Here is a 24,834-nt window from a genome sequence, read left to right on the forward strand (position 1 = left end):
CCGAACCTGGAGGAACGCCTGACCGTGAGTGATCTGCTGCTGACCAACGCGCGGATGATCGCAGGCGCTCGCCCCACCGCCATCCGCGTGCGCGACGGGCTGGTGGTCGACCGTGACGCCGAGGGCAGGCCGGACGAGGTGGTCGACCTCGAGGGACGATGGGTGATGCCGGGGCTGTGGGACCATCACGTGCACTTCACCCAGTGGGCAATCGTGCGCCGCCGGCTCGACCTGTCCGCTGCGACCAGCGCGGCCGGCGCCGCCCAGATCGTCGCAGCGCGCCTGCGCGCCGAGATCTCGATGCACGAGCCGCTCATCGGCTACGGCTATCGCGACGCGATGTGGGACGACGAGGCGACCGCCGCGGCGCTCGACGAGGTGGCACCTCGCCGTCCCGTCGTGATCCTCTCGGGCGACATGCACGCGTGCTGGGTCAACACCGCCGCCCGAGACCGGTACGGCCTGCCCACCGCGGGCGTGCTGAGGGAGGACGATGCGTTCGGGCTGCAGATGAGGCTCGAGAGGGCCGCGCCGGGAGACGAGGATCTGGCGATCACCGAGGCCGCGGTCGCCGCAGCAGCGCGCGGCGTGGTGGGCATCGTGGATCTCGAGATGGCGCACAACCTCGCGGGCTGGACCGAGCGCATGTCGCGCGGGCTCTACGCGCTCCGCGTGAGGTCAGGGTTCTATCCCGCCGAGCTCGACGAGCGCATCGAGGCGGGCTGGCGCACGGGTGACACCGTGCCCGGCACGGGCGGCCTGCTGACGATCGGCCCGCTCAAGCTCATCACCGACGGGTCGCTCAACACCCGCACCGCCTACTGTCACGACCACTACCTGCCCTTGCGGGACACGCGCGGGGTGCTGACGGTCTCGCCAGAGCTGTGCGAGACGCTCCTCGAGCGCGCGACGGCGCACGGCTTCACCGTCGCCGTCCACGCCATCGGCGACGCCGCCGTCACTCACGCCCTCGATGCCTTCGCGGCGACAGGCGCCCAGGGCACCATCGAGCACGCCCAGCTGGTGTCCGACGACGACCTCGCCCGCTTCGCCGACCTCGGCGTCGCCGCATCCGTGCAGCCCGAGCACCTGTGGGACGACAGGGACGCGACCGAGAGGTTCTGGCCCGACCGTGCGAGCCGGGCATTCCCCTTCGCCGCGCTGCTTCACAGCGGAGCGCGCCTGCTGCTGGGGTCCGACGCTCCTGTGGCTCCCCTCGATCCCTGGCGAGGCATCGCCGCGTCGGTGCACCGCAGCGCCGACGATCGTGAGCCGTGGCATCCGCAGCACAGCCTCGAGAGGCGCGAGGCGCTCGAGGCGGCGGTCGGCGGATCCGTCGAGCTCCACGACGGGCGCGTCGCGGATCTGGCGGTGGTCGACGCGGATCCCCTGACGTGCGACCTGGACGAACTGCAGCGCATGCCCGTCGCGGCGACGATGACCGGCGGGGTCTTCACGCACCGCGCGCTCTAGACGCCGCCAGCGTCAGGCTCGAACGTCCCTGGCGTCAGGACAGGGTGGCCGAGCCGAGGGTGATGTCGATGCCCGACAGCGCCTGCGAGACGGGGCACCCAGCCTTGGCCTCCTCGGCGAAGGTCTGGAACTCGTCCCGGGACAGCCCGGGAACGGCGCCGGTCACCTTGAGGACCGAGCCCAGCACCCCCTCGCCCGCCTGGAACGAGACCTCGGCGGAGACCTGCAGCTCCTCGGGCTCGTGGCCCGCCTCGCCCAGGGCGTGCGACAGCGCCATCGCGAAGCAGGAGGCGTGGGCCGCAGCGAGCAGCTCCTCCGGGGTGGTGGTGCCCTCCGCGCCCTCCGAGCGCGCCTTCCAGTCCACGTTCAGCGTCGCGACGCCGGTTCCGAACGAGGTGGTGCCCGAACCGTCGCCGAGCGAGCCGCGCCACAACGTGCTCGCCGTGCTCTTCACTGCCATGTCGATCATCCTCCGTCGTCGCTCGAGCGCGCTCGCCGCGCTCGTCCCAGTCAAGCACGCCGCGACGAGCCGTGCGTGCTCGAGCCCCGCCGACCGTGAGGGCGATCGCTACAGTGTGGAGTGCGCGACGGCACGTGGCTCGAGCGCTCTGGGGGATCCGACTGGCATGAGCGCCTCACCGACACCGTCGACGCACCGCGCATGGAGTCTGCTCGCGACGCTGGCGTTCGCCGGCGCCTTCGTCGGGGCGTACTGGTGGTTCGTGCGAACCGAGGCCGGGCAGGAGTTCGACCATTCCAGCCTGGCGGTAGGCATCGACCTGCGAGAGACCATCGGCCAGGACCAGCTGTCCGCCGCAGCGAGGCTCGGGCCGTGGATTGCCGTGGTGCCAGCGTCCGCGCTGATCCTGGCGACCCTTCTTCGGCGGCGATGGCGTCGCGCGATGTGGGCGGCTGGGCTCCCTGTCGCGACCTACCTGCTCGCCACGGCGCTTCACGACGTGATCCTGTCGCGTCCGTATCTCGGGGAGTACGGCTACGGCATCAACACGGTGCCCAGCGAGCACCTCGCCGTCGCGATCGCCTCGCTGGCGGTGATCTGGTCGCTCCTGCCGCAGGGCGTGTGGCGAGGCGTGCTGCTGCCCTTCATGGTCGCGTACGCGGGTCTGTTGGCGGCCCTCGAGGTGACGTCCTTCGCGGCGCTGTTCGCTGACGTGCTCTGCGCCGTGCTCCTCGCCGGCGCGCTCGCCGCGTCGTGGTCGCTGGAGCCACGTCCGTTGGGACGGACCGCCGCATGGGTGCACGGCGTGCTGGGCGTGGCGTCGGGTGCCGTCGGGGCGTGGCTGCTCCTCGGCTGGGCGGGATCCGCCTACGAGTCCGAGCAGCAGGCGATGGCGTGCCTCGGCCTCGGCCTGACCGTGGCGTCGGGAACCACCGCGGTCCTGCTCACGCTTCCCCGTCGTCGCGCCGGGTGAGCCGTCGCAGTGCCGCGTCTGCGGGCGCGAGCGGCGCGAACCGAGCAGCCCAGGCCCACTCGCTCAGCGCCCTCCACGGGTGGCGAGGGCCGTGCGCGCGTGCGGCGCGGGTGGCGGCCCACCAGGCGTATCTGCCGTTCGACCGCATGCTGGCGCTCAACGCTGACTGCGCATCGACGTCGCCCTCGGCGATCGCCGCCGCTCGGTGTCGTGCGAGCACGTCGCGGACGCCTCGGCTCAGGCGGCGGTGGCTGCCCGTGGTGTTGCCCGCGTGGAGGCGGTAGTCGAGGAGGTCTTCCGGGCAGAGCACGAAGGATCCTCGAGGCGCGAGCCGCAGCATGAGGTCGAGGTCCTCCGCCACGAGGATGTCCTCGTCGAAGCCGCCGACGTCCGCGAACGACGATGCACGGATCAGCGTGTTGCCCGCGAGGATGCCGGTCCGGCGTCGCATGACGTCGAGTCTCCCTGACACGGGAGTGTGGTCGCCGTGGGCGAGGGTTTCGCCAGCGGCACCGATGGTGCGGATGCCGCAGTACCCGACGACCGCTGCGGGGTCCTGCGCGAGAGCCTCGAGCTGCCGTGCGAGCCGCTCGGGGTGCCAGCGGTCGTCGTCATCGAGGAACGCGATCCACTCCCCTGTGGCCTCCTTCGCCCCGACGTTCCGCGACGCGGCGACGCCGCTGTGCCGGCGTTCGATGGCTCGCGCGATCGGCACCCCCGCGACCAGCTCCCGGATGGCCGTGACGTCGGGCGCGCCGTCCAGCACGACGATGATCTCGACGGGCGGCTTGGACTGCGAGGCGGCGGACTCGAGCGCCTCGCGCAGATACGGGCTCGCCCGGTTGGTCGCGACCACGCACGACACCGTCGCGTCAGCCCCCGCTGCCATCGCGCCTCCCCTCTGGGCCACCACGGTAGCGCGGCGTGGCCGCCCGACCCATTGTCGATGGCCGATCCACGCGATAGGTTCATGTCGCCGGGGGGCGGCGAGCGGGAGGGGGATGTCGTGGGGCGTGCGCGCGGAACACTCGTGGTGCGGCGGAGAGACATCGACGTCCATCCCCGACCCGCGGGCGGTGACTTCGACGAGCGGACCGTCGTGCCGTTCGCCGTGCCCGACGGCCTAGTGGGCGCCCTGGGCGTCTACTGCGTCAACACCCGTGAGCGCGTCCTGATGGTCACCTACGATGACGGCCCGCACGAGTCCGACACGGCCCGCATCCTCGATGTGCTCGAGGAGCACGGAGCGCGTGCCACCTTCTTCGTCCTCGCGCAGCAGGCTCGTCGCCACCCCGAGGTGGTGCGGCGCATGGTGCGCGACGGTCACGAGGTCGCCCTCCACGGCGAGGACCACCGCTCGTTGACCACCATGTCGGCGCTCGAGGCGCTGCGCACCATCCGGCGCGCCCGCCGCGACGTCGAACGCATCGCGGGCGTGCGCCTGCGCACCTACCGCCCGCCCTACGGCCACCACAGCACGCTGCAGTCCCTGCTGCTCGCGCTGGCGGGATTGCGCGTGGTGCTCTGGTCGGGCGACGCGCAGGACTGGGTGGATGGCGACGCCGATCACGTCGCGAGCCTCGGTCGCCAGGCCGCCTTCCCTGGAGGCATGCTGCTGCTCCACGACAACCGCGCCGACCCCGAGACCCTGCAGCCAGGGCAGGCGCTGCCGGCCTTCGACCGGGCCGCGGTCGCGCAGATGCTGCTCGAAGGGCTCGCCGCGGATGGCTACCGGCTCGTGACGGTCACCGACGCCATGCGCGACCACCAGCCCGTGAGGAGCATGGCGCGGCAACGGATGCGCGGCCAGTGATGAGGGCATCCGTCATCATCGCGGCCCTGGACGCCGAGTCGACGTTGGGCGAGCAGCTCGAGGCGCTCGTGAGCCAGCGCGTCACGGTTACCTGGGAGGTGCTCGTGTGCGACAACGGCTCGCGCGACGGCACCGTCGCCGTCGCCAGAGGGTTCGCCGACCGGCTGCCGTTGACCGTCGTCGACGCGTCGGCACGCCGCGGTCCCGCTGCCGCGCGCAACATCGGGGCCGAGCACGCCACCGGCAACGTCCTGCTGTTCTGCGACGCCGACGACGTGGTCGCCGACGGCTGGGCCCACGCCATGATCGCCGCGCTCGCATCCGCGCCCGTGGTCTGCGGACGGCTCGAGTGGGCTCGACTCAACACGCACTACGCGGACCGTGGACCGATCACGGCGGGTCTGTTCACGTTCGACTGGCTGCCCGCGCTCGCGGCGGGTTCGTCGAACAACCTCGGCGTGCGCGCTCACGCCTTCGCGCAGGTTGGCGGATTCGAGGAGGCGCTGCGCGTGGGCGAGGACGTCGACCTGTGCTGGCGCCTTCAGCTCGCCGGCTTCTCCATCAGCGAGGCGCCCACCGCGGTGGTCCATGCACGCGAGCGGCAGACGCTGAGGGGCGTGTGGCGTCAGGCTCGGTCGTACGGTTCAGCGGAGCGGCGTCTCGCCGCGCGCTACGAGCCCGTGAGGCGCGCCTATGACAGGAACGCCGTCACCCGGACGGCCGTCCCCCATGCGCCGACGACCTCGGCCGATGCGCCCTCGCCGCGCGCGCTGCCGTCGACGGATCTCGACGCACCCGTGGACCACGGCGGTGGCAGGCGTCTCCTGGCTCGCGCGGTTCGCCTGCGGCGGCCGCGGGACCTGGTCTACACGGTGAGGCGGCTCGGCCGCGCCTTCGGCTTCCGTCGCGCAGCTCTCGATCCTGACATTCCCGTCGTGAGCGCTCCCGAGCGCCTGCCTGCACCGCACCTCCCCGTCGTCGGGAGGGAGGGGTGAGCACACCCGGCACCGCGCATCGGCATGGCACCGGTGCCGGCGGCATCGTCGCCTCCGTCATCGTTCCCGCGTTCGATGCGGAGGACACCATCGCCGAACAGCTGGACGCGCTCGCGCGTCAGCAGGTCACCGTCCCCTGGGAGGTGCTGGTCTGTGACAACGGCTCGCAGGACCGCACCGCCGAGCGCGCGGCGACGTTCGGAGCGCGGCTCGACCTGCGCATCATCGACGCGTCCGCACGACGTGGCCCTGCGGCCGCCCGGAACATCGGGGCCGAGCACGCCCGGGGCGACCTGCTGCTGTTCTGCGACGCCGACGACATGGTCGCCGACGGCTGGCTCGCCGCGATGCTCGGGGCGTGTGGAAGCGGCGACGTGATCGCCGGTCCGTGGGAGCTGTCACGGCTCAACGCCATGTACGGGGCCGGTGCCGTGACGCCCGCCACGTTCAGCGTCGCGCCGCTCGTCGGGCTGCGGGCAGCTGGTGCTGGCAACCTGGGCGTGCCCGCTGCCGTGTTCGCGGAGCTCGGCGGGTTCGAGGAGGCGCTGCGCGTGGGCGAGGACGTCGACCTGTGCTGGCGCGCGCAGATCGCCGGCCACGCCGTCGTGGATGCCCCCGGCGCCCTCGTGCACGTGCGTCGCCCCGCCACCGTCCGCGGACTGTTCCGGCAGTCGTTCGCCTACGGCCGCGCGGAGCGCACCCTCCAGCATCGGTGGGCCGCCATGGCCCGGGCCAGCCACGGCTGGACCGAGCCCTCCCCGGCAGAGGCGCCGCGCAGCGGCCCCGGCCGCCGTACCCTCCTGAGCCGCGTACGTCAGATGGGTCAGCCCTACGCGTGGCAGCACGCCGCGACCGTCCATGGACGGCGCCTCGGAGCCCGGCTGGGCCGAGCCGACGCCGGAGTGCCAGTGATGAGCGAGCCCCTCAGATGAGGCCCCACGCATCCGTGATCATCGCCGCGTTCGATGCCGCCTCGACGTTGGGCGAGCAGCTCGAGGCCCTCGCGCGCCAGCGCGTCACGGTTGCCTGGGAGGTGCTCGTGTGCGACAACGGCTCGCGCGACCACACCGTCGCCGTCGCCAGAGGGTTCGCTGACCGGCTGCCGTTGACCGTCGTCGACGCGTCGGCACGCCGCGGTCCCGCTGCCGCGCGCAACATCGGGGCCGAGCACGCCACCGGCGACGTCCTGCTGTTCTGCGACGCCGACGACGTGGTCGCCGACGGGTGGGCCCACGCGCTGATCGCGGCCCTCGATCACTTCGAGATCGTGGGCTCGAGCTTCGAGCATCGACGCCTCAACCCCGGCGCCGGCGGCGTCACCTGGGAGGTCAGCGACAGCATCAGGATGCCGTTCTGGCCACAGTACGAGGCCGTGGGATCCGGAGGCATGGGAGTGCGCTCCTCTGCCTTCCACCGGGCGCACGGCTTCGACGAGCGGCTGCGCACCGGCGAGGACGTCGACCTGTGCTGGCGGATCCAGCTCGCGGGAGGCACCCTCGGCCACGCGCCCGAGGCGGTGGTCCACCTTCGCAGGCGCTCCGGGCTGCGGGCCGTGTACCGCCAGGCGCGCAACACCGGCAACGGCGTGCGCCAGCTCGAGCACAAGTTCTCCCGCGTCGCACGCGCCGCGCGGGGCCATGCCTCAGCGCCTGTCGTCGCCGCGGCGCCCGCGGCCGCCGCTGGGGGCTCGCGCAGTCGACTTCGCCGGCTCATCGCCGTGCGCCGACTCGACGACCTCGCGGACCCGGTCTGGCGCGTCGGAGAGTGGTGGGGGCGGCGCCGCGCGCGGCTGGTGGTCGCTCCGCTGACACCCGGGGAGGTCACCGAGTGAGCACCGAGCGTCCCCCGCGCATCAGCGTCATCATCCCTGCGTACAACGCCGAGGCGACCCTCGGCGAGCAGCTCGACGCGATGCTGCGCCAGGACTGCGGCGAGCCGTTCGAGGTGGTCGTGAGCGACAACGGCTCCACGGACGGCACCGCCGCGCTCGTCAACCGCTACGGCGGGTCCCTGCCTCACCTGCGCCGCGTGGATTCGTCGGCGCGGCGCGGGCCCGGCGCCGCGCGCAACGTCGGGGCCGCCGCCGCCAGCGGAGACCTCCTGCTGTTCTGCGACGCCGACGACGTCGCCGCAGACTCGTGGGTGCGCCTCATGACGGACGCGCTGAGCGCCCACGAGTTCGTGGGCGGCGGGTGGGAGCTGCAGTCGCTGAACCCCGGCCACCACCTCGCGCACATCGAGCCTCCGGTCCTGACCTACGTGAGCTTCATGCCGGAGCTGCCGGCGCACGGCGGAGGGAACCTCGGTATCCGCAGGCACCTGTTCGAGCGGGTCCAGGGGTTCGACGAGAGCCTGCGGGTGGGCGAGGACATCGACCTGTGCTGGCGCGTGCAGCTCGCGGGAGCGACGCTCGAGCCTGCCGGCCATGCCATCGTGAGCGTGCGCGTGCGGTCGGGCGTCGCGGCAGCGTGGAGGCAGGGATGGCTGTACGGTCGCGGCGAGCGCGAGCTGCGCCGGCGCTACGCATCGACCGCTCGTCAGCTCGCGCAGGACGACGGCGTCGGACGGAAGGCGCGTGTGCGGCGAGTGCGCGTGCGGGCCAGCGCCGTCGCCTCGCGCTCCAGATACATCGTCCGCTCGCTGGTGCACCCTCGCGAACGGGTCAGCGGCATCATGGCGATCGCGGAGTCGCTCGGTCGCCGCTGGGGCGCCTGACCGAGGGCCGATGCGCTCGGGCGGCGGCCAGCGCGACGCGGACGAGCTCAGGCGTCGCGGCCCAGGCGGCGCCGGAGACCCTCGACGGCGGGCACGCTTCGCGACACCCATCCCCCGAGCCCGGCGGCGTGCACCGTCACGTCGGCGACCTCGTAGCTCGCCGGCATCATCCGCGTGACCTCGCGGTCATGCCGCGAGACCCCTGGCTCGAAGCCATCCAGATCGGGTGCGTGCGCGAGCTCGGCGCTCACGGCGAGACGTCCGAGCGTGCCGACCCGCTGCGCCTCGAGCCCGCCCAGGTAGGCGTCGAGGAAGCCGAAGGCGCGACCGCCCGACCGCAGGGCGAGATGCATGTAGACCACGGTGTCGCCGACGCAGAGCTCGTGGGCGATGAGGTCGCCGTCGCTCATGAACTCCGCCACGACGGCCCGATACCAGTCACGATAGCCGCGATCCTGGAGCACTCCCCGGCCCCCGCTGCGGACGTCTCCCTTCCAGCCCGAGGACTGGAACGTCTCGAAGTCCTCGCTCGCGCGGCCGGGGTCGGCGCGTCGGAGCACGATCTCGCCATCCAGGTGCCGCTCGAGCGCACGAGCGCGCCGCAGCACCTCCCTGCGTCTGCGCCCGCTCATGTGCCCGACGAGGAGAGCCGTCGCACGTCCTGGACCGATGGGGACGACCTCGGCTCGCGGAGGAACGAAGGGTCGACTCCACGTCTCGCCGCGCGTCACCGAGCCGGGGCGGTCCGCCAAGGCGTCGCCGAGCGCGGCGCCCACGACCCCCTCGGTGGGCATGCCGCGCAGCTCCACTCGGACCCGCCGCCAGCCGTCGAGGGCGGCGCGCAGCAGCGCGGCCATCGCGGCCTGGGGGGCGGCGCGATCGAGGAGCGGCAGCGTGCTGTCCGCGTGCCAGTCCACGAACCGTCCACCGGTCACGAGGAACTCTGGTCTCAGGCGCCTGAACGGCCGATGCGGCGTCACCGGGAGGACGCCCGTCACGCGGTGCCCGTCGGTGGCGACGCACAGCGACAGGTCCCGCGCCATGACTGCCCAATCGCGCGCCGGCAGCACGAAGCGAGGGTCCAGCCACCCGTTGCTCGACGCCGAGCGGTCCACGAGCTCGCGCCAGGCCGAGGCCATGCCGGCGTCGACGTCCTCGATCCTCAGGACGGTCGCTCTCACGGCGAAGCGCTCCCACGCATGCGGCGCGTGGTCGCCGAGAGCCGCGTGAGCGTCGGAAGGGCACGCAGGAGCATGGCGGACGTCGCGCCCCCGAAGCTGACGCGGCGGTAGACGAAGCGGCGCCGGTCGGGGAACATCGCGGTGTCCGCAGCGTAGTCGGGCATGATGCCCGGGTCGAACGCCTCGTCGGGGTCGAGGCCCGCGAGCCTGCCGCTGAGGAGAAGTCGACCCAGTCGGCCGGGGCTCGCGGCGGCGAACTCCTCGTCGAAGGCGTCGAGCAGCCCGAACCAGGTGCCCGAGCGACCGCGCACGACACAGGCCATGTGCAGCGTCCGTTCCCCGCCGGTGAGTGCCGACAGGTGGAACCGACCCTCGGCGCGCAGCGCGTCGACGATCTGCTCGAACGCCTGGCGATACCCGGGGATCCGTGCGATGGCCGCCCCGCCCCGATGTCGGTCGCCCTTCCACCCGGACGCCTGGAGCTCGATGAACTGTGCGACGGCGGCCGCCGAGCCGGAGAGATCCTCGTAGGCGAGGCGCCCTTCGGTGGCCTGCTCGGCGAGGCGAACCGCTCGACGCATGGCCTTGCCCGACCTGCGGGACAGGTGGGGATACCAGTCCGCCAACCCTGCCAGCCACGCATCGATGTCGTGCACCGGCGGCGCTGGGCGGCCGGCGTGCGCCCATGCCCATTCGTCCGTGCGGTCGTCCTGCCACGCCATGCCCCGGTGCGCGGCGACCTCCATGAGGGAGTCATGCAGCCGACCGTCCGCAGGGAAGAAGCCCAGCGCCAGCAGCGGAGGGAAGCCGTCGCGCCTCAGCCCGTCGAGGAGCGCGCACCACGCGTCCTCTGCGACATCGCGGTCCACCAGCGGATGAGAGCGGAACGGCGGGCCGCCCTCAGAGTCGAGCGCGACCGACCGGTATGGGACTCGAGCGACACGGTGACGAGCGACACGAATGACCATCGCCGCCAGCCACTCGCCCCCGCGCTCGACGACCGCGAGACGCCGCTCATCGCGGTCCCCGAAGGCTCGTTCGAGAGGGAGCAGGAACTCCGGCTCGATGAAGGCGTTGGGCTCGCAGGCCCGCGCAGCGAGGTCCGACCAGCGTGAGACGTCGTCATCCGAGACCTCAGACAGCCTGATGGTTCGGAACGGCACGTACGGCTCCCCTCAAGCGTGCGCACACCACTCGCGCATACGCTATCGACGCGCTCCTGGCTGCGCAAGGGTCATCAGCGCAGGTCCGCAGCGGCCGTGCGCGCGCCCGCCGCGTAGCGCCCGTACTGGCCGAGCGCGAGGGCCGCCAGCACCTTGGCGCGCCTGCGCAGGCCCTGCGGCTCCAATCGTAGTCGGAGGAACCTCTCGCGCGTGGCGAGGGAGCGATAGTCGCGGACGTCAGCGAGCACGTCGTGAGCGCGCGCCGCGCGGCGCGCCACGAGAATGGTGCGATCGAGGTCGCGGGCGATGCGCTCGCGCGGGTCCGGCGCGGGAGCGGCGTCGCCGGCGACCGGCCGGGCCATGGACATCGACGTCACCTGACCTCCGTGCTGGCGGTAGCCCACGAGCGGCCGCGGGTCGACCCGCACCGCGCCGAGCAGCGCGGCCAGCGCCGCGAGCCAGCCGTCGTGCAGGAAGAGGTGGTCGACTCCCTCCAGCTCCTCGGGGAGCGGCAGCGCGAGCTCCACCACGTCCGCGCGCACGGCCATGGTCGCCCCGGTGACGGTCTGGCCGTGAAGCAGGCGGTCGATGCCGAAGTGTCCTGCGAACTCCTCCTGGGCATCGTCGCCCAGCCCCACCGCCTGCCACGAGGTCGAGCCGAGGTCGACGCCGACGTCATCGATGAGGCGCGCGTTCGAGAACCACAGCGCCGTGGCGGGGTCCGTGAACGCCTCGGCCACGGCCTCCAGCTTGTCGGGACGCCAGACGTCGTCCTGATCGGCGAGGACGACGACGTCGCCGGTCGCACGGCGCAGCGCGTCCTCGACGTTGCGGCGCAGCCCCCAGCGCTCGTCCCGCACGATGAATGTGGTGTCGAAGGGGACGGACGCCAGGGCCTTGGCGATGATGTCCCCGCTCGCATCGGTCGAGGCGTCGTCGGCGATGACGAGCTCGTCAGGCGGGCGTCGCTGTCCCACGATCGAGGCGAGCTGCTCCGCGAGGTGCCGCTCGCCGTCGCACGAGGTCATCACCACGGACACGCGCATGGTCACCTACAGCGCGTTCCGGTAGAGGGCCTCGTACCGGTCGACCACCGAGGCGAGGTCGAACTCTCGCGCGCGCTCGAGGCCCCGAGCCGACAGCCGCTCGAGCTCGTCCTGCCGCGACAGCAGGTCGGCGAGCGCGGGACCCAGATCCTCGAGCGGCACGAGCACGCCGCAGGACCCGTCCTCGGTCACGTACTCGGACCCCACGTTGGGCGTCGCCACCACCGGAACGCCGGCCGCCATGGCCTCCGCGTACGGGATGCCGAAGCCCTCGTAGCTCGAGGGCAGGCAGAACGCCCATGCCCGTCGGTAGGCCGCGACCAGCTCGGCATCGCTCAGACGGCCCAGGATCTCGATCTGGGGCCCCGGATCGTCGGGAGCGTCCTGACAGACCATCTGCAGTCTGGCGTCGGGATGCCTGGGCAGCACGGACTCGACGAAGGCGCGGGCGAGCGCGGCGCCGCGCTTGCGCTGGTGCCACGTGCCGACGAACAGGATGGTCGGATGAGGCGTGCGCTCCCGCGGCACCGCGGAGAACCGCGACAGCTCGACGCCGTTGGGGATGACCGCGGCCACGCGCGGCACCCAGCGCGAGGTGCGAGGCGAGACGACCGTGGTGGCGTCAGCGACCACGCTCGCCAGCGTCTCCGACAGGCCCAGCGCGACCATGCGCGTGCGCTCCTTCATGCCCCGGATCCTCAGCGCCTCCTCGAAGCATGACCCGTGGACGGTGCGCACGTGCCGCCCCACGCGCCGCCGCCACATCCAGTAGTCGTCGCCGTGCGCGTGGAGGACGTCGTAGTCGCTGAGATCGAGGCGTCGCAGCGCTGTCGCGAACCTGAAGGTGCGCATCGACCCTGCGAGAGGGATGAGGCGATGGCCGTACTCCGCTCCTGGCACAGGAGCGCACGCGCTGAGCACGTCCACCTCGTGCCCTCGTCGCACCAGGGCGGTGGCGAGCGCGTGCACCTGGTGCCCCACCCCGATCTTGCTCTCGCTCGGGAGGTAGTACGAGATCATCGCGATGCGCAGCCCCGGCTCTGACGACGCCACGTCAGCCCCGCAGCCCGCGCTGCAGCGCCTCGAGCCAGGCGCGGCCGTGCTCGAGGTCGGGCTCCAGGTAGTTGCCCTCAGCCCACTCGTTCCACGACTTGATCCACAGCAGCCGCTCCTGCTCGGGTCGGTCAGCAAGAGTCGCGACCGCGGTGCCGACGTTGCGCTCGAACGCCTCGGGCGAGCTGCCGGACAGCACGAGTCCACGCGTCCCCGAGCGGGGCGTGTTGTCCCAGTTCGGGTACACGCTGGGCTGCAGCGTCACGTCCGCGCGCACCGCGTCCCACAGGTCGGGATCGGTGGAGTACGGGTACACCTCCGGCCCGCCCCGCTTGCGGCGCACGCGCATGCGCAGCACGTCGCCGCGCGTCCGCGACGCAGGCAATCGCACGTACACCCCCGCATCGAACCCCGCATCGGCGTGATCGACATACCTTGCACCCTGCCCCAGCAGGTCGCTGACCTCGGCCACGAGGTAGAGCCCCTCGAGCCCGGCGGAGCGCGCCATGCTCTGCCAGCGGTCCACGAAGGCGCGAGGATCGGGCAGCTCCTCGGGGCGGAAGACGTAGAACACCGGCCTGCCGTCCACCCGCAGGTAGCGCGAGTCGCGCAGCGCCGGGAGCACGGCGTCGAAGTGAGCCCGGTCGTCCTCAGGGCCCGGGTACTGCTGCTCGAGGAGGATGCGGTCGTCGGCGCCGTGCCAGATGCCCGTCCATGTCTGATTCGCCCACCCGAGGCAGAAGGAGACGTCCGGCGAGCCGGACGCGATCACCTCCGCGAACGGGCGCTCGAGGATGCGGGTCCCCCGTCCGAACCAGTAGTGCCAGTAGCAGAACGCCTCCACGCCGTGCTCGAGCGCGAGCGCGCTCTGAGCCTCGCGCGCCTCCGCGAGCCTGAGATCGTAGAAGCCCAGGTCGGCCGGGAGGTGGGGCTGGCGATGCCCACGGTAGAGCGGTCGGGCCCTCGCCGTGTTGGTCCACTCGGTGAACCCCGGTCCCCACCAGGCGTCGTTCTGCGGGATGGGGTGGAACTGGGGGAGGTAGAACGCGATCGCGCGGGCACGCAACGACTCCACTCCAGCACCCCCTCACCATGCCGTCTGTACGTCGCCACCCTAGTGCAGCGCGTGCAGCGGCGGGAGTCCCTGACCTCGCCCAGACGCGTGGTGCCAGACCTCCAGGGTGACGCGCGCCGTGTCGACGATGCGGTAGGTCTCCCACGCGTGCGTCCGTGCCGCGGCGGCCAAGGCGGCCATCTCCTCCGGGTGACGGATCGCATGCTCGATCGCGCTGCCCAGCGCTCGCGCGTCCCCTGGTCGCGCCGCCAGACCGTGCCTCGCTCGCCAGACACCGTCACCGATGCTCAGCGCGTCGCGGCTCCCGCCGAGCACCTCCCCCGCGCCGCCGGCGGCCGTCGCCACCACGGGCACGCCGGCCGCCATCGCCTCCACGATCACCTGGCCGAAGGGCTCCGGAACCGGTGACGCGTGCACGAGGAGCCGTGAGGATCGCAGGATCCGCGACGGATCGTCGACCCAGCCAGCGAGCGTCACGGCACCTGTGCGCACCGCTGGGTGGCGGGCGAGCGCGTCACGATAGCCGCCGTCCTGGAAGAGCGCGTCGCCCGCCACCACGAACGGCACCCCTGGCAGTCGCGGTGCCGCCTGCATCACCGCATCGGCGAACTCCAGCTGGCCCTTGGTCTCGCTCACGCGCCCCAGCATCACCACGGGCCCGTCCGTGTCAGGCCCGGGATCGTCGAACCATCCGTCCGGCACGCCGGGATAGGCGATCGCGACCTTGCGCCGGGTCGCGCGTCCCAGCGTGCGAGCGGTGGCCATCGAGTTCGCGACGATCGCCCGAGGGAGCGCCGTCGCGGCCGCGCGCGACACGTGCACGAGCGCGCCCGGGAGGTAGTCCTTCGCGAGCCTGTCATGCAGATGCCACACCCACGGCACCCTCGCGAGCGGTGCGGCGAGTGCGCAGACAGCCGCTGCCTTGAGGCTGTTGGCCGCGAGCAGCTCCGTCCCCTGCTGTCGACAATGCGCGGCCAGGGCACGCGCTGCGGCCATGGTCGAGCGCACGTTCCGCTGGACGGATCGCGCTCGGGCGGCCTCGCTGCGAGCGACCGAGGCCGCCGCGCCCATCTCCACCATGGACACGGGAAGCAGGGAGCCCAGCTCGCCGGCCCATGGTCCCTCGGCGAGCAGCACGGCATCGATATCGACGCTGCGCTGGTCCAGGGCCTCGATGAGGCGCATGGCCGCCGTCTCCGCACCGCCGCGCTGAGCGGCATGGCTCACGAGCGTCACGCGCAGTGCTGGCACGGTCGCGAGTCTAGCCACGGGTGCGGGGCGCGGCCCCGCATTATGCTCGGGGTCGTGACGATCCGGGCAGCGGCCGCCGACCTCGTCGACATCGGCCAGGCGCGCGAGTGGCTCGCAGCGCGCGTGCGCCACGAGCACCCCGCCGACGAGCGCGCGCTCGCGCTGCGCGGCCTGACGCTGCCTCCCCTGCCCCGGTCCCCCGGCCGCGATGAGATCTGGGCCGTCGCCACCGTGCGTGACGAGGCGGACGTGGTGCGTGCCGCGATCGATCACCTTCTCTCCCAGGGCGTCGATCACGTGCTGGTATGCGACCACAGGTCTGCCGACGGCACCCGCGAGCTGCTGCGGGAGCTCGAGCGCTCGGACGGGCGCATCCACCTCGCCGTCGATGACGGCGAGGCGCACCTCCAGCATCACAAGATCACCGCGCTGGCGCGGCGGGCGTGGTGGGCGGGAGCGTCGTGGGTGGTGCCGTTCGACGCCGATGAGTGGTGGTTCGCCGAGACGGGATCGCTGGGCGATGCGCTCCGGGCCTCGCGTGCCGGCGTGCTGACCGCCGCGATGCACGACGCGCTCCCCGCTGTCGCGCCGTTCGCGAGGCTCGATCCTGTCCCTGCGGGAGACCACAAGGTGGCCTTCCGCGCCCATCCCCTGGTGAACGTCGGGCCCGGCAACCATGGCGTGGACCGCCGCGGACGCGTCACCGGCGGCCTGCGCATCGCTCATGTGCCGTACCGCGACTCCTCGCAGGTCGCGCGCAAGTTCGCCAACGGGTCCCGCGCGCTCGACGCCGCCGGTGCGCGAGAGTGGGAGGGCTGGCACTGGCGCGCCGGAGCTGCGCTCGCGAGAGACGATGCCGACGCCATGTGGCGCGCGATGGAGGCGGGCCAGGCGGTGCCCGCCGTCGGCTGGGAGCCGTCTGGACGCTGGGTCGACGTGTCGATGAGCTCCGCGTCCTGGCCCCTCACCGCACCGCCCGTCACTCGCTAGCATGGCGGCGTGACCAGCGAGACGAGCGCACCCGCCACGGTGATCGTGCCCACCTACAACGGCGAGCGCTACCTCGCCGCGACGCTGGACTCGCTGGCGGCGCAGACGCCGACGCCGCCGGCCGTCGTCGTCGTGGACGACGGCTCGAGCGACGGCTCCGTGGAGATCGCGCGCTCCCACGATGCCGTGGCGCAGGTCCTGCAGCAGCCCAACCTCGGCGTCGCGGTCGCGCGCAACCGCGGTCTCGCCATGGCGACGACGCCGTGGGTGGCCTTCCTCGATCAGGACGACCTCTGGCACGAGGAGCGTCTCGCGACCATGCTCGACGTGGCGGCCGTCGCAGATGCGCCGGCGGTCGCCACCACCGAGTCCCGCTTCGCTCTCGACAGCGACCGCGAGGCGCTCGAAGCCGTGAGCGACGGGCGCGAGACCTGGCCGGAGGCGTGGATCGCCGCCGGCGACGAGCCCGCCCTCGTGCGCGGCTCCATCGCGGGCGCCTCGGGTGAGGTCTCGCAACTGACGCTCGACCGTCTCCTCGAGGGCGCCGCCATGCTCACCACCACCGTCCTCTACCGACGCGAGGTCGCCATCAGCGCAGGTGGCTGCGCACCGCACGCACGCGCGCTCGACGACCACGTGCTCAACCTCAACGTCGCACGCATCGGCGGTCCCATCCCCCGGATCGACTCGCGCCAACTGCTCTACCGCGTGCACTCGCGGTCCACCACCACCGTCTCGCCCATGGTCGCCCCGTTCCTGTCGACGCAGGCGGCAGTGCGGCTCGGCGGGGTGTTCCCGCGCGAGCACCGCGCAGGCGCGAACGTCGAGCACCTGCTCTACGGGCTCGCGCGATCCGACGCGACGGCGGCGGAGCAGCTTGCGCTGCTGCTGCTGACCGTGCCACGCGGCCGCCGCGCGCGCTGGCTGCGGCGATGGGCGACGCGGCGCGTCGGACTGCGGTGACGGACGCCCCGATGACCCGTCGGCTCGGCGCCTACGTCCTCCCAGGCGACACGGTGTGGCTCGAGCGCACCCTGCCGCAGTGGTATCCCCTCGTCGAACGCATCGTCGTGCCAGTACCTGCCGACCACAGGAGCTGGACGGGCCGACCCCTGCCCGTCGCCCGGGCGCTGGAGGTCATCCGGAGGCTCGACACGCGCGGAATCGTGACCGAGATCCACGGGCGGTGGACCGACCCCTCCGACCCTCGCGCAGCGGAGGTCGCGCAGCGCCAGGCGGCGGTGGATGCGTTGGGCCTCGAGGTGGAGTGGATCCTGTGCGTCGACAACGACGAACTGATGCCAAGGCCCGAGCGCCTGTCGGCGGTGCTCGACGAGGCCGATCGTCGCGGCGTCACGGCCGTCGAATGGCCGATGCGGGTGCTGTACCGCGCGACGAGACGCTCCGTGCTGGAGGTCGTGGCGCGGGATCACCGGCCCATCTATGAGTACCCGGGACCGATCGCGGTGCGACCCGGCTCCCGGCTGACGGATGCGAGGCGGTCGGACGGCCCCTTCCTGCGCCCACAGGTCGCGGGCGACGACCGGTCCATCCAGGTGACCAGGGCCGAGGAGCCCGGCGAGAGCCGCGCCCGTCTCCTGCGCCACGAGGACGCGATCATCCATCGGTCCTGGGCGCGGCCCGCCAGGGACATCCGGCGCAAGATCGACTCCTCGGGCCATGCCCGCGACACGTCTCTCCGTCGCTACTACTGGATGAGGTGGTGGCCCTCGCCCCTGCTGCGGCCCCTGATGCGCGACTTCCACCCCCTGACCGGAAGTCTCTGGCCGGCGCTGGTGCGGCATGACCGCAGCGGAGTCTTCGCCGACTGAGGCCGGGCCGTGGCCACCGGGACGTCACCCTCCCGACCCAGCGGCTGCGATCCAGGCGAGCAGTGCCGCCCGGGAGTTCCCCCCGTCGATCGCCGCTGCCGGCATCGCGAGGGCCGCCTCCCATGCCGCCTGGCGCTCCCACTCACCGGCCAGTGCCGAGTACATCAGCACGTAGTCGTTCAGCGGCGCGCCGGCGGCGATGCCGCCGGACTCCTCGACCAGTGAGCCGATCGCGGCCGACTGGTCCGCATCGGCAGGGCGCAGGTGCGTCTGCACGGGGGCCATGGGAATCAGCTGGATACCCAGGATCGCGCTCGGGTCCTGCGAGAACCACGTCGTATGCTCCCGCCGCGCTCCCCAGCTGAGTGACACCATGTCGTGCTCGTAGCGTGGCCATGCCGACAGGTCGGGATGCAGCCAGAGGCGCCGCGCGGCATCGGCCTCGAGCGCGAGCATCCACCGTGCGGTGGTCTCGAGCGCTGGGTCGTCGCGCACCTGAGCCCAAGCGGCGACGCCGTTCCACGCGAGCACGGCCTCCGAGCTCGACTCCTGGTTGTTGCCATCGGCGAAGGGCGCGTGGCCCGAGGCCCACGAGTGGCCTGCGTACGGATCGAACACCCGCAGCTCAGGAAACAGCGTGGACCCCGGTGGGCTGGCGATGTCCGCCGCCACCAGGTCCATCACAGGCGCGATCTGGTCGATGATGCCGGGGTCATGTCGCGCGGCGATCGCGGCGGCGTTGAGGAGGTATCCGTAGTGGAAGTGATGGTCGTTGTAGAGCTCCGAGCCGAACGCCGGCTGGAGCCCGACAACGCCACGGCCATCGACGTCGTACTGGAAGCAACGACGGTCGCGCACGTCGCAGCCGTCCGCCTGCGTCCACACGAGGAGCTCGTCGATCAGCGGCGCCGCCAGCTCTGCGGCCAGCGCCTCCTCCCCCAGGCTCGCCGCCACGGACACCTGCACGGCCTGACGGTGGAGCACCTTCGCGCCGAAGTAGGTGTCGTCGAGGAACTCCGGCGTGGCCTCGGCGCTCTCGCGCAGCGCGGCGACCACCGCCGCCCGCTCCTCACCGGCTATCGCGTCGAGCTCGTGCGTGGTCGTCGGCTCCACGGCTGGAACCGGCCATGTCACCGATGACGTCGCGCACGCCCGCAGGGGCCCCTGGATCGTCTCCCACTCCCCCAGTTTGCAGTCCAGCCCCTCCGCGCGCGACGGATCGAGCGCGACCACCGTGCCATCGCCGCCCCGGTAGGCGAGCGAGGTGAGAACCTCGTGTTCGCGGACAGCGAGGCCCACGTCGACGCCGTCGATCGCGCCTCCCACCTGCCTCGCCATCTCCACGAGGTCCGCGCCGTCTGGCACGGCGATGACGATCACTGTGGCGCCTGCGGGAAGGCGGATGCGCGATCCCGCGACGCCGCCTCCGTCACCGCCGCCGTCACCGCCGCCCGGATCGACGTCGTCTCCGTCCACGACGACGGCGTACCGCCGGCCGTCGACCTCCGCCGCCCAGACGCCCTGGCCGACGCTCGTGAGCGCGATGTCCAGGACGAGCGCGGTGTCGGCCCTCGCCTCGACGGACACGGCTGGCCAACCCGCGGCCATCGTCACGCGCGCGAGCTCGCCCGTGGCGCCCCCGAGCCCGAGCACCGCGTGCACCGGGCCCGCCTCGACCGCCCTCGGCAGACCCGTGGCGCCCTCGACGGCCATCGCCACATCGTGGACCGCAGGACCGATGATGGCCGTCTCCGTCACTGACACGGACGGCACGCCGATGCTGAGACCTCCGTCGCGCGACGTGATGGACAGCGGCGAGGCATAGGCCGATGCCGGCCCCTGACCGAACACCAGGCCGGAGTACCAGCGGTTGGTCGGTGGTGCGAGACCGGCCTCGACTCGCCCCGCCACGCCGTTCGCGCCCGCGCGCTGCGGGAGCGGCGCGGCGCTGTCGAGCGCGGACGGGGCGACCACGTCGCTGCTGGGTGGCTCGAGTTCGTCAGCGGACACCTCATCGCTCCCGTCGCGAGGCGCCGGCTCCGAGATGCCCAGGGTTCCCTCGGGTCCGGCGGAGGTCTCGTCACCTCCACATCCGGACGCTGCCAGCAGCGCGAGCGCGGCGACGACCCCGCCGAGCCGGGCTCTCACGACGCCGCTCCGGCGCTCACTCGCCCGACAGCCTGGCGGCCGCGGACGGCGTGGCCTCCACCGTGGCCGACGCCACGACGCTGCAGCACCCTCACGAGTCCAGCGTCCCTGGTCGCGCGGGCGCTGTCCAGCGTCGTCCGCCCGATCCGCGTCGAGAGCCCGCGCACGGCGCGCCTGCTCAGATGACGTCCGCGAACTCCCGTTCGAAGCGCTGATACACGAGCAGCCCGGCACTCATCACGACGATCGCGGCCCCCGCCACGCCGAGCATCTGCCACAGGGGTGGGGCGTCGAGCCCGAGCAGCGCCCAGCGGTAGGACTCCATGAGCCACGACAGCGGGTTGATGGTGAAGAGCCACTCGAGCTGCTCCGGGACCGCTTCCAGGGAGTAGGCGACGGGCGTGGCGAAGAACAGCAGCTGCAGGAGCCACGGCAGGACGTAGCCGACGTCGCGGTAGCGGACGAGCAGCGTCGAGGCGGCGAGCCCGATCCCGAGGCCCAGGAGCACGGCGAGCATCACCCAGATGGGCAGGGTGAGGATCGCCCAGCCTGGGTTCACGCCGAAGACGACGAGAAGGACGACCATGAGTCCCAGCGCCACCACGAAGTCGATCAGCACCGAGAACGCGCTCGACATGGGCACGAGCATGCGAGGGAAGAAGACCTTCGCGACGAGCGACTGGTTGGCCACGAGCGACGGGGCGGAGCGCTCCACCACGCCGCCGAAGAGGTTCCACCCGAGCATGCCGGCGAAGGTGAAGAGGAAGTACGGCATGCCGCCGCTGGGAAGGTCGGCGACGTTGCCGAAGATGATGGTGAACACGCCGGCGGACATCAGCGGCTGGATGATCACCCACGCGACACCGACGACCGTCTGGCGATAGCGCAGGACGACATCCCTCAGGCCGAAGCGCCACAGCACCTCACGCGCCTCCCACACCTCGGACCAGCGCGGAAGGCTAAGCCCCTTGGGGGGCGTGACGATCATGCGGCCCATCGTCAGCTCCTCTCGTAGCTGAAGTCGGTGAGCACCAGCCCGGCCTTGAAGGCCTCGTCGGACGTCTGCACCGGGTACGGGTACTGCGGCAGCACGTCGAACACGTCCGCTGCCTCCCACGAGTCGAGGATGCCGTTCTGGCACACGGACGCCTTGATCGAATAGGTCCCTGGCTTGAGCCAGAGGCCTCGCACGGTCAGCTCGACCTCGTGAGCCTGCTCGGGGTCGAACCACTCCCCGACCGCGCGGGAGTCGCACTGGGCGATCGTCGCGCCGTTGTGGTCCTCCACGTGACACGACACGAAGTAGCTGCCGGGCACGTGAGGCGCGGCGGGCAGACGCATCACCACCACGGTGTCGTCGGTGGGCGACTGCTGCTGCTGCGTCACCTGGACGCTGTCGAACCGTATCTCGCCGGTGCCCTCGCGACGGGAGGCGTCACGCTGCTCGACGCGGAAGCTCGCGAGGCTCTCGCGATAGGCCTCGAGAGCACCGTCGACCGTGCCGTAGTGGCTCAGCCGTCCCTTGTCGAGGTACATCGCGGAGGAGCACAGCGCCGTCACGGTGTGAAGCTGGTGGCTCACATAGAGGACGGTGCGGCCCTCAGCGGCAGCCGAGCGCATCTTCGCGAGCGACCGCGCCTGGAACTCGGCGTCGCCGACGGCCAGCACCTCGTCGATGGCGAGGATCTCCGTCTCCAGATGTGCCGCGACGGAGAAGGCGAGACGCACGTACATGCCAGAGGAGTACCGCTTGACGGGAGTCTCGAGGAACTTCTCCACGCCCGAGAAGTCGACGATCTCGTCGAACCGGCGCCTGATCTCCTTGCGCGTCATGCCCAGCAGCGCGCCGTTGAGGTAGATGTTCTCGCGTCCCGTCAGCTCGGGATGGAAGCCGGTCCCGACCTCGAGCAGGGAGCCCACGCGCCCGCCGAGATCGATGAGCCCCTCGGTGGGCGCCGTGATGCGAGTCAGGAGCTTCAACAGGGTCGACTTGCCGGCTCCGTTGCGGCCGACGATGCCGACGGCCTCGCCCCAGGGGATGTCGAAGGTGACATCCTGGATCGCGCGGAACTCGTCATAGGTGGGGCGACGGAGCGGGTTCTTGAGCATGTCCACGACCGCGTCCGTGATCCGGTCGATGCCCGCGGCGCGCCGGTTGATCCGGTACACCTTCGTGAGCTGTTCGACCGAGATTGCAGTGTCGCGCACCCGTGACCCCCCTCGTCTCGCGCTCCCCAGCAGGCGAGATGCCCCCAGCCCTTGCCGGACGTCACGCTACCACCCTCGACCCTCGTCGCCTAGGGTGGGACAGGGGGCACTGGCGGAGGGGGAACGGTGACGGCAGGGTCGAGCGAGCGCGGCGCCGTGGTCGTGCTGTCGTGGCACGGCAGCGAGGACACCCTGCGGTGCGTGAAGTCGCTCCGCCCCGAGGCGCTGGGCAGCGACATTCTCGTGATCGACAATGGCTCCTTCGATGGCGTGCTCGAGGAGATCGAGAGGCGCTGGCCTCGTGTCCACACGCTCCAGACCGGCGTCAACCTGGGCTTCGCCGGCGGCATGAACCGGGGCATCGCGTGGGCGATCGGGCGTGGTGCGCGCACCATCACCGTGCTCAACAACGACACGGTCGCGAGTCCTGACGCGATCGCGGCGCTCGAGCTCGCGGCACTCGGGGGCGCCGTCGTGAGCCCGGCGATCTTCCGCCTCGACGATCCCTCGGTGCTGTGGTTCGGGGGCGCCACCGTCGATCCCCGCGATCTCATCCCTGGCCACGCTCCCGCTGACGCACTCTCGCCGCCGCTCGACGGCCGCCGCCGCACGCCGGTCCTCGCCGGCTGCTGCGTGACGGCCGCCCGCACCGTGTGGGAGAGGGTGGGGATGTTCGACGAGCGCTACTTCCTCAACTTCGAGGACTCGGATTGGAGCAGGAGGGTCGCCGACGCGGGACATCCGCTCGAGGTCCTCACCGAGGTGCGCATCCTGCATCGCGTCTCCGCATCATTCACCGGCGCCGCCCGACTGCTCAGCACGTACTACTTCGTTCGCAACGCCCTCCTCTACAACAGGAGCGCCGGGGGGAGCGCGGCATCGCGCGTGAGGCTGCTGAGGACGCGAGCGCTGCACACCATCGCCGCCGAGCGGCGCGCCGGCCGACCGTCGGAGGCCAGCCACGAGGCTCTCATGGTCGCCAGCGCCGTCGTCTCGTACGTCACTCGACGCTTCGGCCCCGCTCCCCGCTGGCTGCGGGCCCGCGCCGAGGCCTGGCGACCACGCGAGGTCCCGACCGCTGCCGGCGTCGGCCCATCGAGGCAAGGGTGACGCGATGGCCGTGATGCTGGGGAGGGCTCGGGATCGAGCCTGGGCGAACACCATCGCCGTCGCCGCTGGTGCGGTGGCCATCGCCGCCTCGCTCGCGGTGCTCGCCGTCGATCATTCCAGCCTGGTGCTCCCGATCGCGGTAGGACTGCTCCTCATCGGCGTGGCGTCGGTCGACATGACCCTCGTGCCCATCGTCGCGTTCCCGGCCACGCTCGCGACGCTCCGCGTGGGGGGCTTCGTGAGCCTGTCGGACGTCGTGCTCGGCGCCGCGACCGTCATCGCACTCTTCATGCTCCAGCGGAGGGGCGCGATGGTCATGCAGCCGCTGATCCTCGCCGGCGTCGCCTACCTTGCACTCATGATCCCCACGCTGGTGTGGAGACCGTACTCGGAGAACCTCGTGGAGTGGGCGCACGAGCTCGTGCTCGTGCTCGGCTCCATGGCGGTGGGATTCGTCGTGGGGCGCAACGGTCGTGCAAGCGCGGCGCTGGGAGCCTACGTCCTGGCGTGCTGCGTGGTAGGCGTGATCGCGGTGCTCACGACCGTCAACTGGTTCATCGCCACGGGCGCGCTGGCCCCTGCGTACGTGGGCGACCTGCACAAGAACACCGTCGGAGGCATGCTCGCGTCGGCCCTCATCATCGCGTACGCGCGCCCGCCATGGCTCGGCTGGTCGAGGGGGCGGGTCGGGCTCGCCATGGCGGTGCTCGCGGCAGGCATCGCCGCCTCGCAGTCGCGCCAAGGGATGATCGCCGCGCTCGTCGGCATGCTCATCATCGCGACGCGGCCCTACGTCGGGGGCATGCGCCGGCCCAAGCTCATCTGGCTGGTCGCGCTCGCGGTCGCGGTGCTCGTGGCCATCAACGTGAGCTCACAGCTGAGCTCCGGCAACCCGTTCAACTCCGCCACCGAACGCGTGCGATGGTACGAGGAGGGCCTCGCCGTATGGCGGGAGTCGCCCATCGTGGGCAACGGCCTGCGCTGGTGGTACACGCCGGAGTTCGCGGGCCACATCCAGCCGCCTAACGCCGAGCTCGAGGTGCTCACGTCGGGAGGGGTCGTCGGACTCGTGGGGTTCCTCGCCATGTTCGCGATCGCCTCCTGGGCGCTGCTGCGGCTGCCGGCCGCCTACGGCACGCTGGGACTCGCCGTGGTGGCCGGGCGATTCACTCAGGGGCAGTTCGACCTGTACTGGGTGGCCGGGCAGGCCGCGCTCCTGTGGCTGGTCGCCGCCCTGTGCTACGGCGTCTACGCCAAGCACCTCGCCGAGGGCACCGTGATCGAGGACGAGTCGCCGCGGACCCTCGACCTGCGCGCCGCGGTGTTCCGGCGGTGAGGGTCCTCGCGC

23 protein-coding genes are annotated in these 24,834 nt (G+C 72.1%); 12 read left to right on the forward strand and 11 right to left on the reverse strand.

Features of this window, described 5'->3' with window-relative positions:
- The first annotated feature begins 24 nt into the window (after window positions 1-24).
- Entirely contained in the window at window positions 25-1,473 is a 1,449-nt protein-coding gene (locus B7K22_RS09420; RefSeq protein ID WP_234983443.1) for an amidohydrolase, read from the forward strand.
- A gap of 34 nt (window positions 1,474-1,507) precedes the next feature.
- Here the strand turns inward: B7K22_RS09420 and B7K22_RS09425 are convergent, their stop codons facing one another.
- Window positions 1,508-1,933 (reverse strand): OsmC family peroxiredoxin, encoded by a 426-nt coding sequence (locus B7K22_RS09425; RefSeq protein WP_084040014.1) that lies wholly within the window; start codon window positions 1,931-1,933, stop codon window positions 1,508-1,510.
- Window positions 1,934-2,099: 166 nt separating this feature from the next.
- On the opposite strand from B7K22_RS09425, the gene B7K22_RS09430 reads away from it, so the two are divergent.
- Window positions 2,100-2,906 carry a hypothetical protein gene (locus B7K22_RS09430; protein WP_159448831.1) on the forward strand — a complete coding sequence of 269 codons (807 nt, stop codon included), beginning with the start codon at window positions 2,100-2,102 and terminating at the stop codon, window positions 2,904-2,906.
- Here the strand turns inward: B7K22_RS09430 and B7K22_RS09435 are convergent.
- Window positions 2,878-3,795: a glycosyltransferase family A protein gene (locus B7K22_RS09435; protein ID WP_159448832.1), complete on the reverse strand. Its 918-nt coding sequence runs from the start codon at window positions 3,793-3,795 to the stop codon at window positions 2,878-2,880. The two genes, B7K22_RS09430 and B7K22_RS09435, sit on opposite strands and share 29 nt — an antisense overlap.
- A 57-nt stretch (window positions 3,796-3,852) precedes the next feature.
- Between B7K22_RS09435 and B7K22_RS09440 the strand changes: the two genes are divergently transcribed.
- Genes B7K22_RS09440 through B7K22_RS09460 form a run of 5 tightly spaced genes read left to right on the forward strand, consistent with a single transcriptional unit; the run spans window position 3,853 to window position 8,429 of the window.
- A complete protein-coding gene (locus tag B7K22_RS09440; RefSeq protein ID WP_084040469.1) occupies window positions 3,853-4,719 on the forward strand; it encodes a polysaccharide deacetylase family protein in 867 nt (288 codons plus the stop codon).
- Window positions 4,719-5,714, forward strand: coding sequence for a glycosyltransferase family 2 protein (locus tag B7K22_RS09445; protein WP_084040017.1), 996 nt, complete (start codon window positions 4,719-4,721; stop codon window positions 5,712-5,714). The genes B7K22_RS09440 and B7K22_RS09445 overlap by 1 nt, the downstream gene beginning before the upstream one ends.
- A complete protein-coding gene (locus B7K22_RS09450) occupies window positions 5,711-6,646 on the forward strand; it encodes a glycosyltransferase family 2 protein (protein WP_084040018.1) in 936 nt (311 codons plus the stop codon). Before B7K22_RS09445 ends, B7K22_RS09450 begins: the two co-directional genes overlap by 4 nt.
- Window positions 6,643-7,545: a glycosyltransferase family 2 protein gene (locus B7K22_RS09455; RefSeq protein WP_084040019.1), complete on the forward strand. Its 903-nt coding sequence runs from the start codon at window positions 6,643-6,645 to the stop codon at window positions 7,543-7,545. Before B7K22_RS09450 ends, B7K22_RS09455 begins: the two co-directional genes overlap by 4 nt.
- Window positions 7,542-8,429: a glycosyltransferase family 2 protein gene (locus B7K22_RS09460; RefSeq protein WP_159448833.1), complete on the forward strand. Its 888-nt coding sequence runs from the start codon at window positions 7,542-7,544 to the stop codon at window positions 8,427-8,429. Before B7K22_RS09455 ends, B7K22_RS09460 begins: the two co-directional genes overlap by 4 nt.
- 47 nt (window positions 8,430-8,476) lie before the next feature.
- On the opposite strand, the gene B7K22_RS09465 is transcribed toward B7K22_RS09460, so the two are convergent.
- The 6 genes from B7K22_RS09465 to B7K22_RS09490 form a co-directional block, all read right to left on the reverse strand.
- Entirely contained in the window at window positions 8,477-9,610 is a 1,134-nt protein-coding gene (locus B7K22_RS09465; protein WP_084040021.1) for a GNAT family N-acetyltransferase, read from the reverse strand.
- Window positions 9,607-10,773, reverse strand: a complete 1,167-nt coding sequence (locus tag B7K22_RS09470) for a GNAT family N-acetyltransferase (RefSeq protein ID WP_084040022.1) — start codon at window positions 10,771-10,773, stop codon at window positions 9,607-9,609. The genes B7K22_RS09465 and B7K22_RS09470 overlap by 4 nt, the downstream gene beginning before the upstream one ends.
- 74 nt (window positions 10,774-10,847) lie before the next feature.
- Complete coding sequence (locus tag B7K22_RS09475; protein ID WP_234983479.1) at window positions 10,848-11,819, reverse strand: glycosyltransferase; 972 nt, start codon at window positions 11,817-11,819, stop codon at window positions 10,848-10,850.
- Window positions 11,820-11,825: 6 nt separating this feature from the next.
- Complete coding sequence (locus B7K22_RS09480) at window positions 11,826-12,872, reverse strand: glycosyltransferase family 4 protein (protein WP_084040024.1); 1,047 nt, start codon at window positions 12,870-12,872, stop codon at window positions 11,826-11,828.
- Window position 12,873: 1 nt separating this feature from the next.
- Window positions 12,874-13,947, reverse strand: coding sequence for a glycoside hydrolase family 99-like domain-containing protein (locus B7K22_RS09485; RefSeq protein ID WP_200807425.1), 1,074 nt, complete (start codon window positions 13,945-13,947; stop codon window positions 12,874-12,876).
- A gap of 39 nt (window positions 13,948-13,986) precedes the next feature.
- Window positions 13,987-15,198 carry a glycosyltransferase family 4 protein gene (locus B7K22_RS09490; protein WP_084040025.1) on the reverse strand — a complete coding sequence of 404 codons (1,212 nt, stop codon included), beginning with the start codon at window positions 15,196-15,198 and terminating at the stop codon, window positions 13,987-13,989.
- 54 nt (window positions 15,199-15,252) lie between these two features.
- On the opposite strand from B7K22_RS09490, the gene B7K22_RS09495 reads away from it, so the two are divergent.
- The 3 genes from B7K22_RS09495 to B7K22_RS09505 are packed head-to-tail and all read left to right on the forward strand — an operon-like array spanning window position 15,253 to window position 18,020.
- Window positions 15,253-16,188 (forward strand): glycosyltransferase family 2 protein, encoded by a 936-nt coding sequence (locus B7K22_RS09495; protein ID WP_144276378.1) that lies wholly within the window; start codon window positions 15,253-15,255, stop codon window positions 16,186-16,188.
- 9 nt (window positions 16,189-16,197) lie between these two features.
- Window positions 16,198-17,151, forward strand: a complete 954-nt coding sequence (locus B7K22_RS09500; protein WP_084040027.1) for a glycosyltransferase family A protein — start codon at window positions 16,198-16,200, stop codon at window positions 17,149-17,151.
- 11 nt (window positions 17,152-17,162) lie between these two features.
- Window positions 17,163-18,020 carry a hypothetical protein gene (locus B7K22_RS09505; RefSeq protein WP_144276379.1) on the forward strand — a complete coding sequence of 286 codons (858 nt, stop codon included), beginning with the start codon at window positions 17,163-17,165 and terminating at the stop codon, window positions 18,018-18,020.
- A 24-nt stretch (window positions 18,021-18,044) separates the two neighbouring features.
- Here B7K22_RS09505 and B7K22_RS09510 read toward each other — a convergent pair whose 3' ends face one another.
- The 3 genes from B7K22_RS09510 to B7K22_RS09520 all read right to left on the reverse strand — a co-directional run bounded on the left by B7K22_RS09510 (window position 18,045) and on the right by B7K22_RS09520 (window position 22,376).
- Window positions 18,045-20,168, reverse strand: a complete 2,124-nt coding sequence (locus tag B7K22_RS09510; protein ID WP_084040029.1) for a glycosyl hydrolase — start codon at window positions 20,166-20,168, stop codon at window positions 18,045-18,047.
- A gap of 178 nt (window positions 20,169-20,346) precedes the next feature.
- On the reverse strand, window positions 20,347-21,156 hold the full coding sequence (locus tag B7K22_RS09515; RefSeq protein ID WP_159448834.1) for an ABC transporter permease: 810 nt from the start codon (window positions 21,154-21,156) through the stop codon (window positions 20,347-20,349).
- Window positions 21,157-21,167: 11 nt separating this feature from the next.
- Window positions 21,168-22,376 (reverse strand): ABC transporter ATP-binding protein, encoded by a 1,209-nt coding sequence (locus B7K22_RS09520; protein WP_144276380.1) that lies wholly within the window; start codon window positions 22,374-22,376, stop codon window positions 21,168-21,170.
- Between the two features lie 126 nt (window positions 22,377-22,502).
- Here B7K22_RS09520 and B7K22_RS09525 point away from each other — a divergent pair, with 126 nt between their 5' ends.
- Together B7K22_RS09525 and B7K22_RS09530 are read left to right on the forward strand one after the other, a co-directional pair.
- On the forward strand, window positions 22,503-23,486 hold the full coding sequence (locus B7K22_RS09525; protein WP_084040031.1) for a glycosyltransferase family 2 protein: 984 nt from the start codon (window positions 22,503-22,505) through the stop codon (window positions 23,484-23,486).
- Between the two features lie 4 nt (window positions 23,487-23,490).
- Window positions 23,491-24,822 carry an O-antigen ligase gene (locus B7K22_RS09530; protein WP_084040032.1) on the forward strand — a complete coding sequence of 444 codons (1,332 nt, stop codon included), beginning with the start codon at window positions 23,491-23,493 and terminating at the stop codon, window positions 24,820-24,822.
- Window positions 24,823-24,834: the final 12 nt, after the last annotated feature.

This window comes from Demequina sp. NBRC 110053, assembly GCF_002090095.1.
Lineage (GTDB): Bacteria > Actinomycetota > Actinomycetes > Actinomycetales > Demequinaceae > Demequina.

Excerpts from the sequence above, each read along its gene's own strand:
- B7K22_RS09425 (WP_084040014.1), bottom strand. The coding sequence starts at position 1,933 with ATGGCAGTGAAGAGCACGGCGAGCACGTTGTGGCGCGGCTCGCTCGGC.
- B7K22_RS09430 (WP_159448831.1), top strand. The coding sequence starts at position 2,100 with ATGAGCGCCTCACCGACACCGTCGACGCACCGCGCATGGAGTCTGCTC.
- B7K22_RS09435 (WP_159448832.1), bottom strand. The coding sequence starts at position 3,795 with ATGGCAGCGGGGGCTGACGCGACGGTGTCGTGCGTGGTCGCGACCAAC.
- B7K22_RS09440 (WP_084040469.1), top strand. The coding sequence starts at position 3,853 with ATGGCCGATCCACGCGATAGGTTCATGTCGCCGGGGGGCGGCGAGCGG.
- B7K22_RS09445 (WP_084040017.1), top strand. The coding sequence starts at position 4,719 with ATGAGGGCATCCGTCATCATCGCGGCCCTGGACGCCGAGTCGACGTTG.
- B7K22_RS09455 (WP_084040019.1), top strand. The coding sequence starts at position 6,643 with ATGAGGCCCCACGCATCCGTGATCATCGCCGCGTTCGATGCCGCCTCG.
- B7K22_RS09475 (WP_234983479.1), bottom strand. The coding sequence starts at position 11,819 with ATGCGCGTGTCCGTGGTGATGACCTCGTGCGACGGCGAGCGGCACCTC.
- B7K22_RS09505 (WP_144276379.1), top strand. The coding sequence starts at position 17,163 with ATGACCCGTCGGCTCGGCGCCTACGTCCTCCCAGGCGACACGGTGTGG.
- B7K22_RS09515 (WP_159448834.1), bottom strand. The coding sequence starts at position 21,156 with ATGATCGTCACGCCCCCCAAGGGGCTTAGCCTTCCGCGCTGGTCCGAG.
- B7K22_RS09530 (WP_084040032.1), top strand. The coding sequence starts at position 23,491 with ATGGCCGTGATGCTGGGGAGGGCTCGGGATCGAGCCTGGGCGAACACC.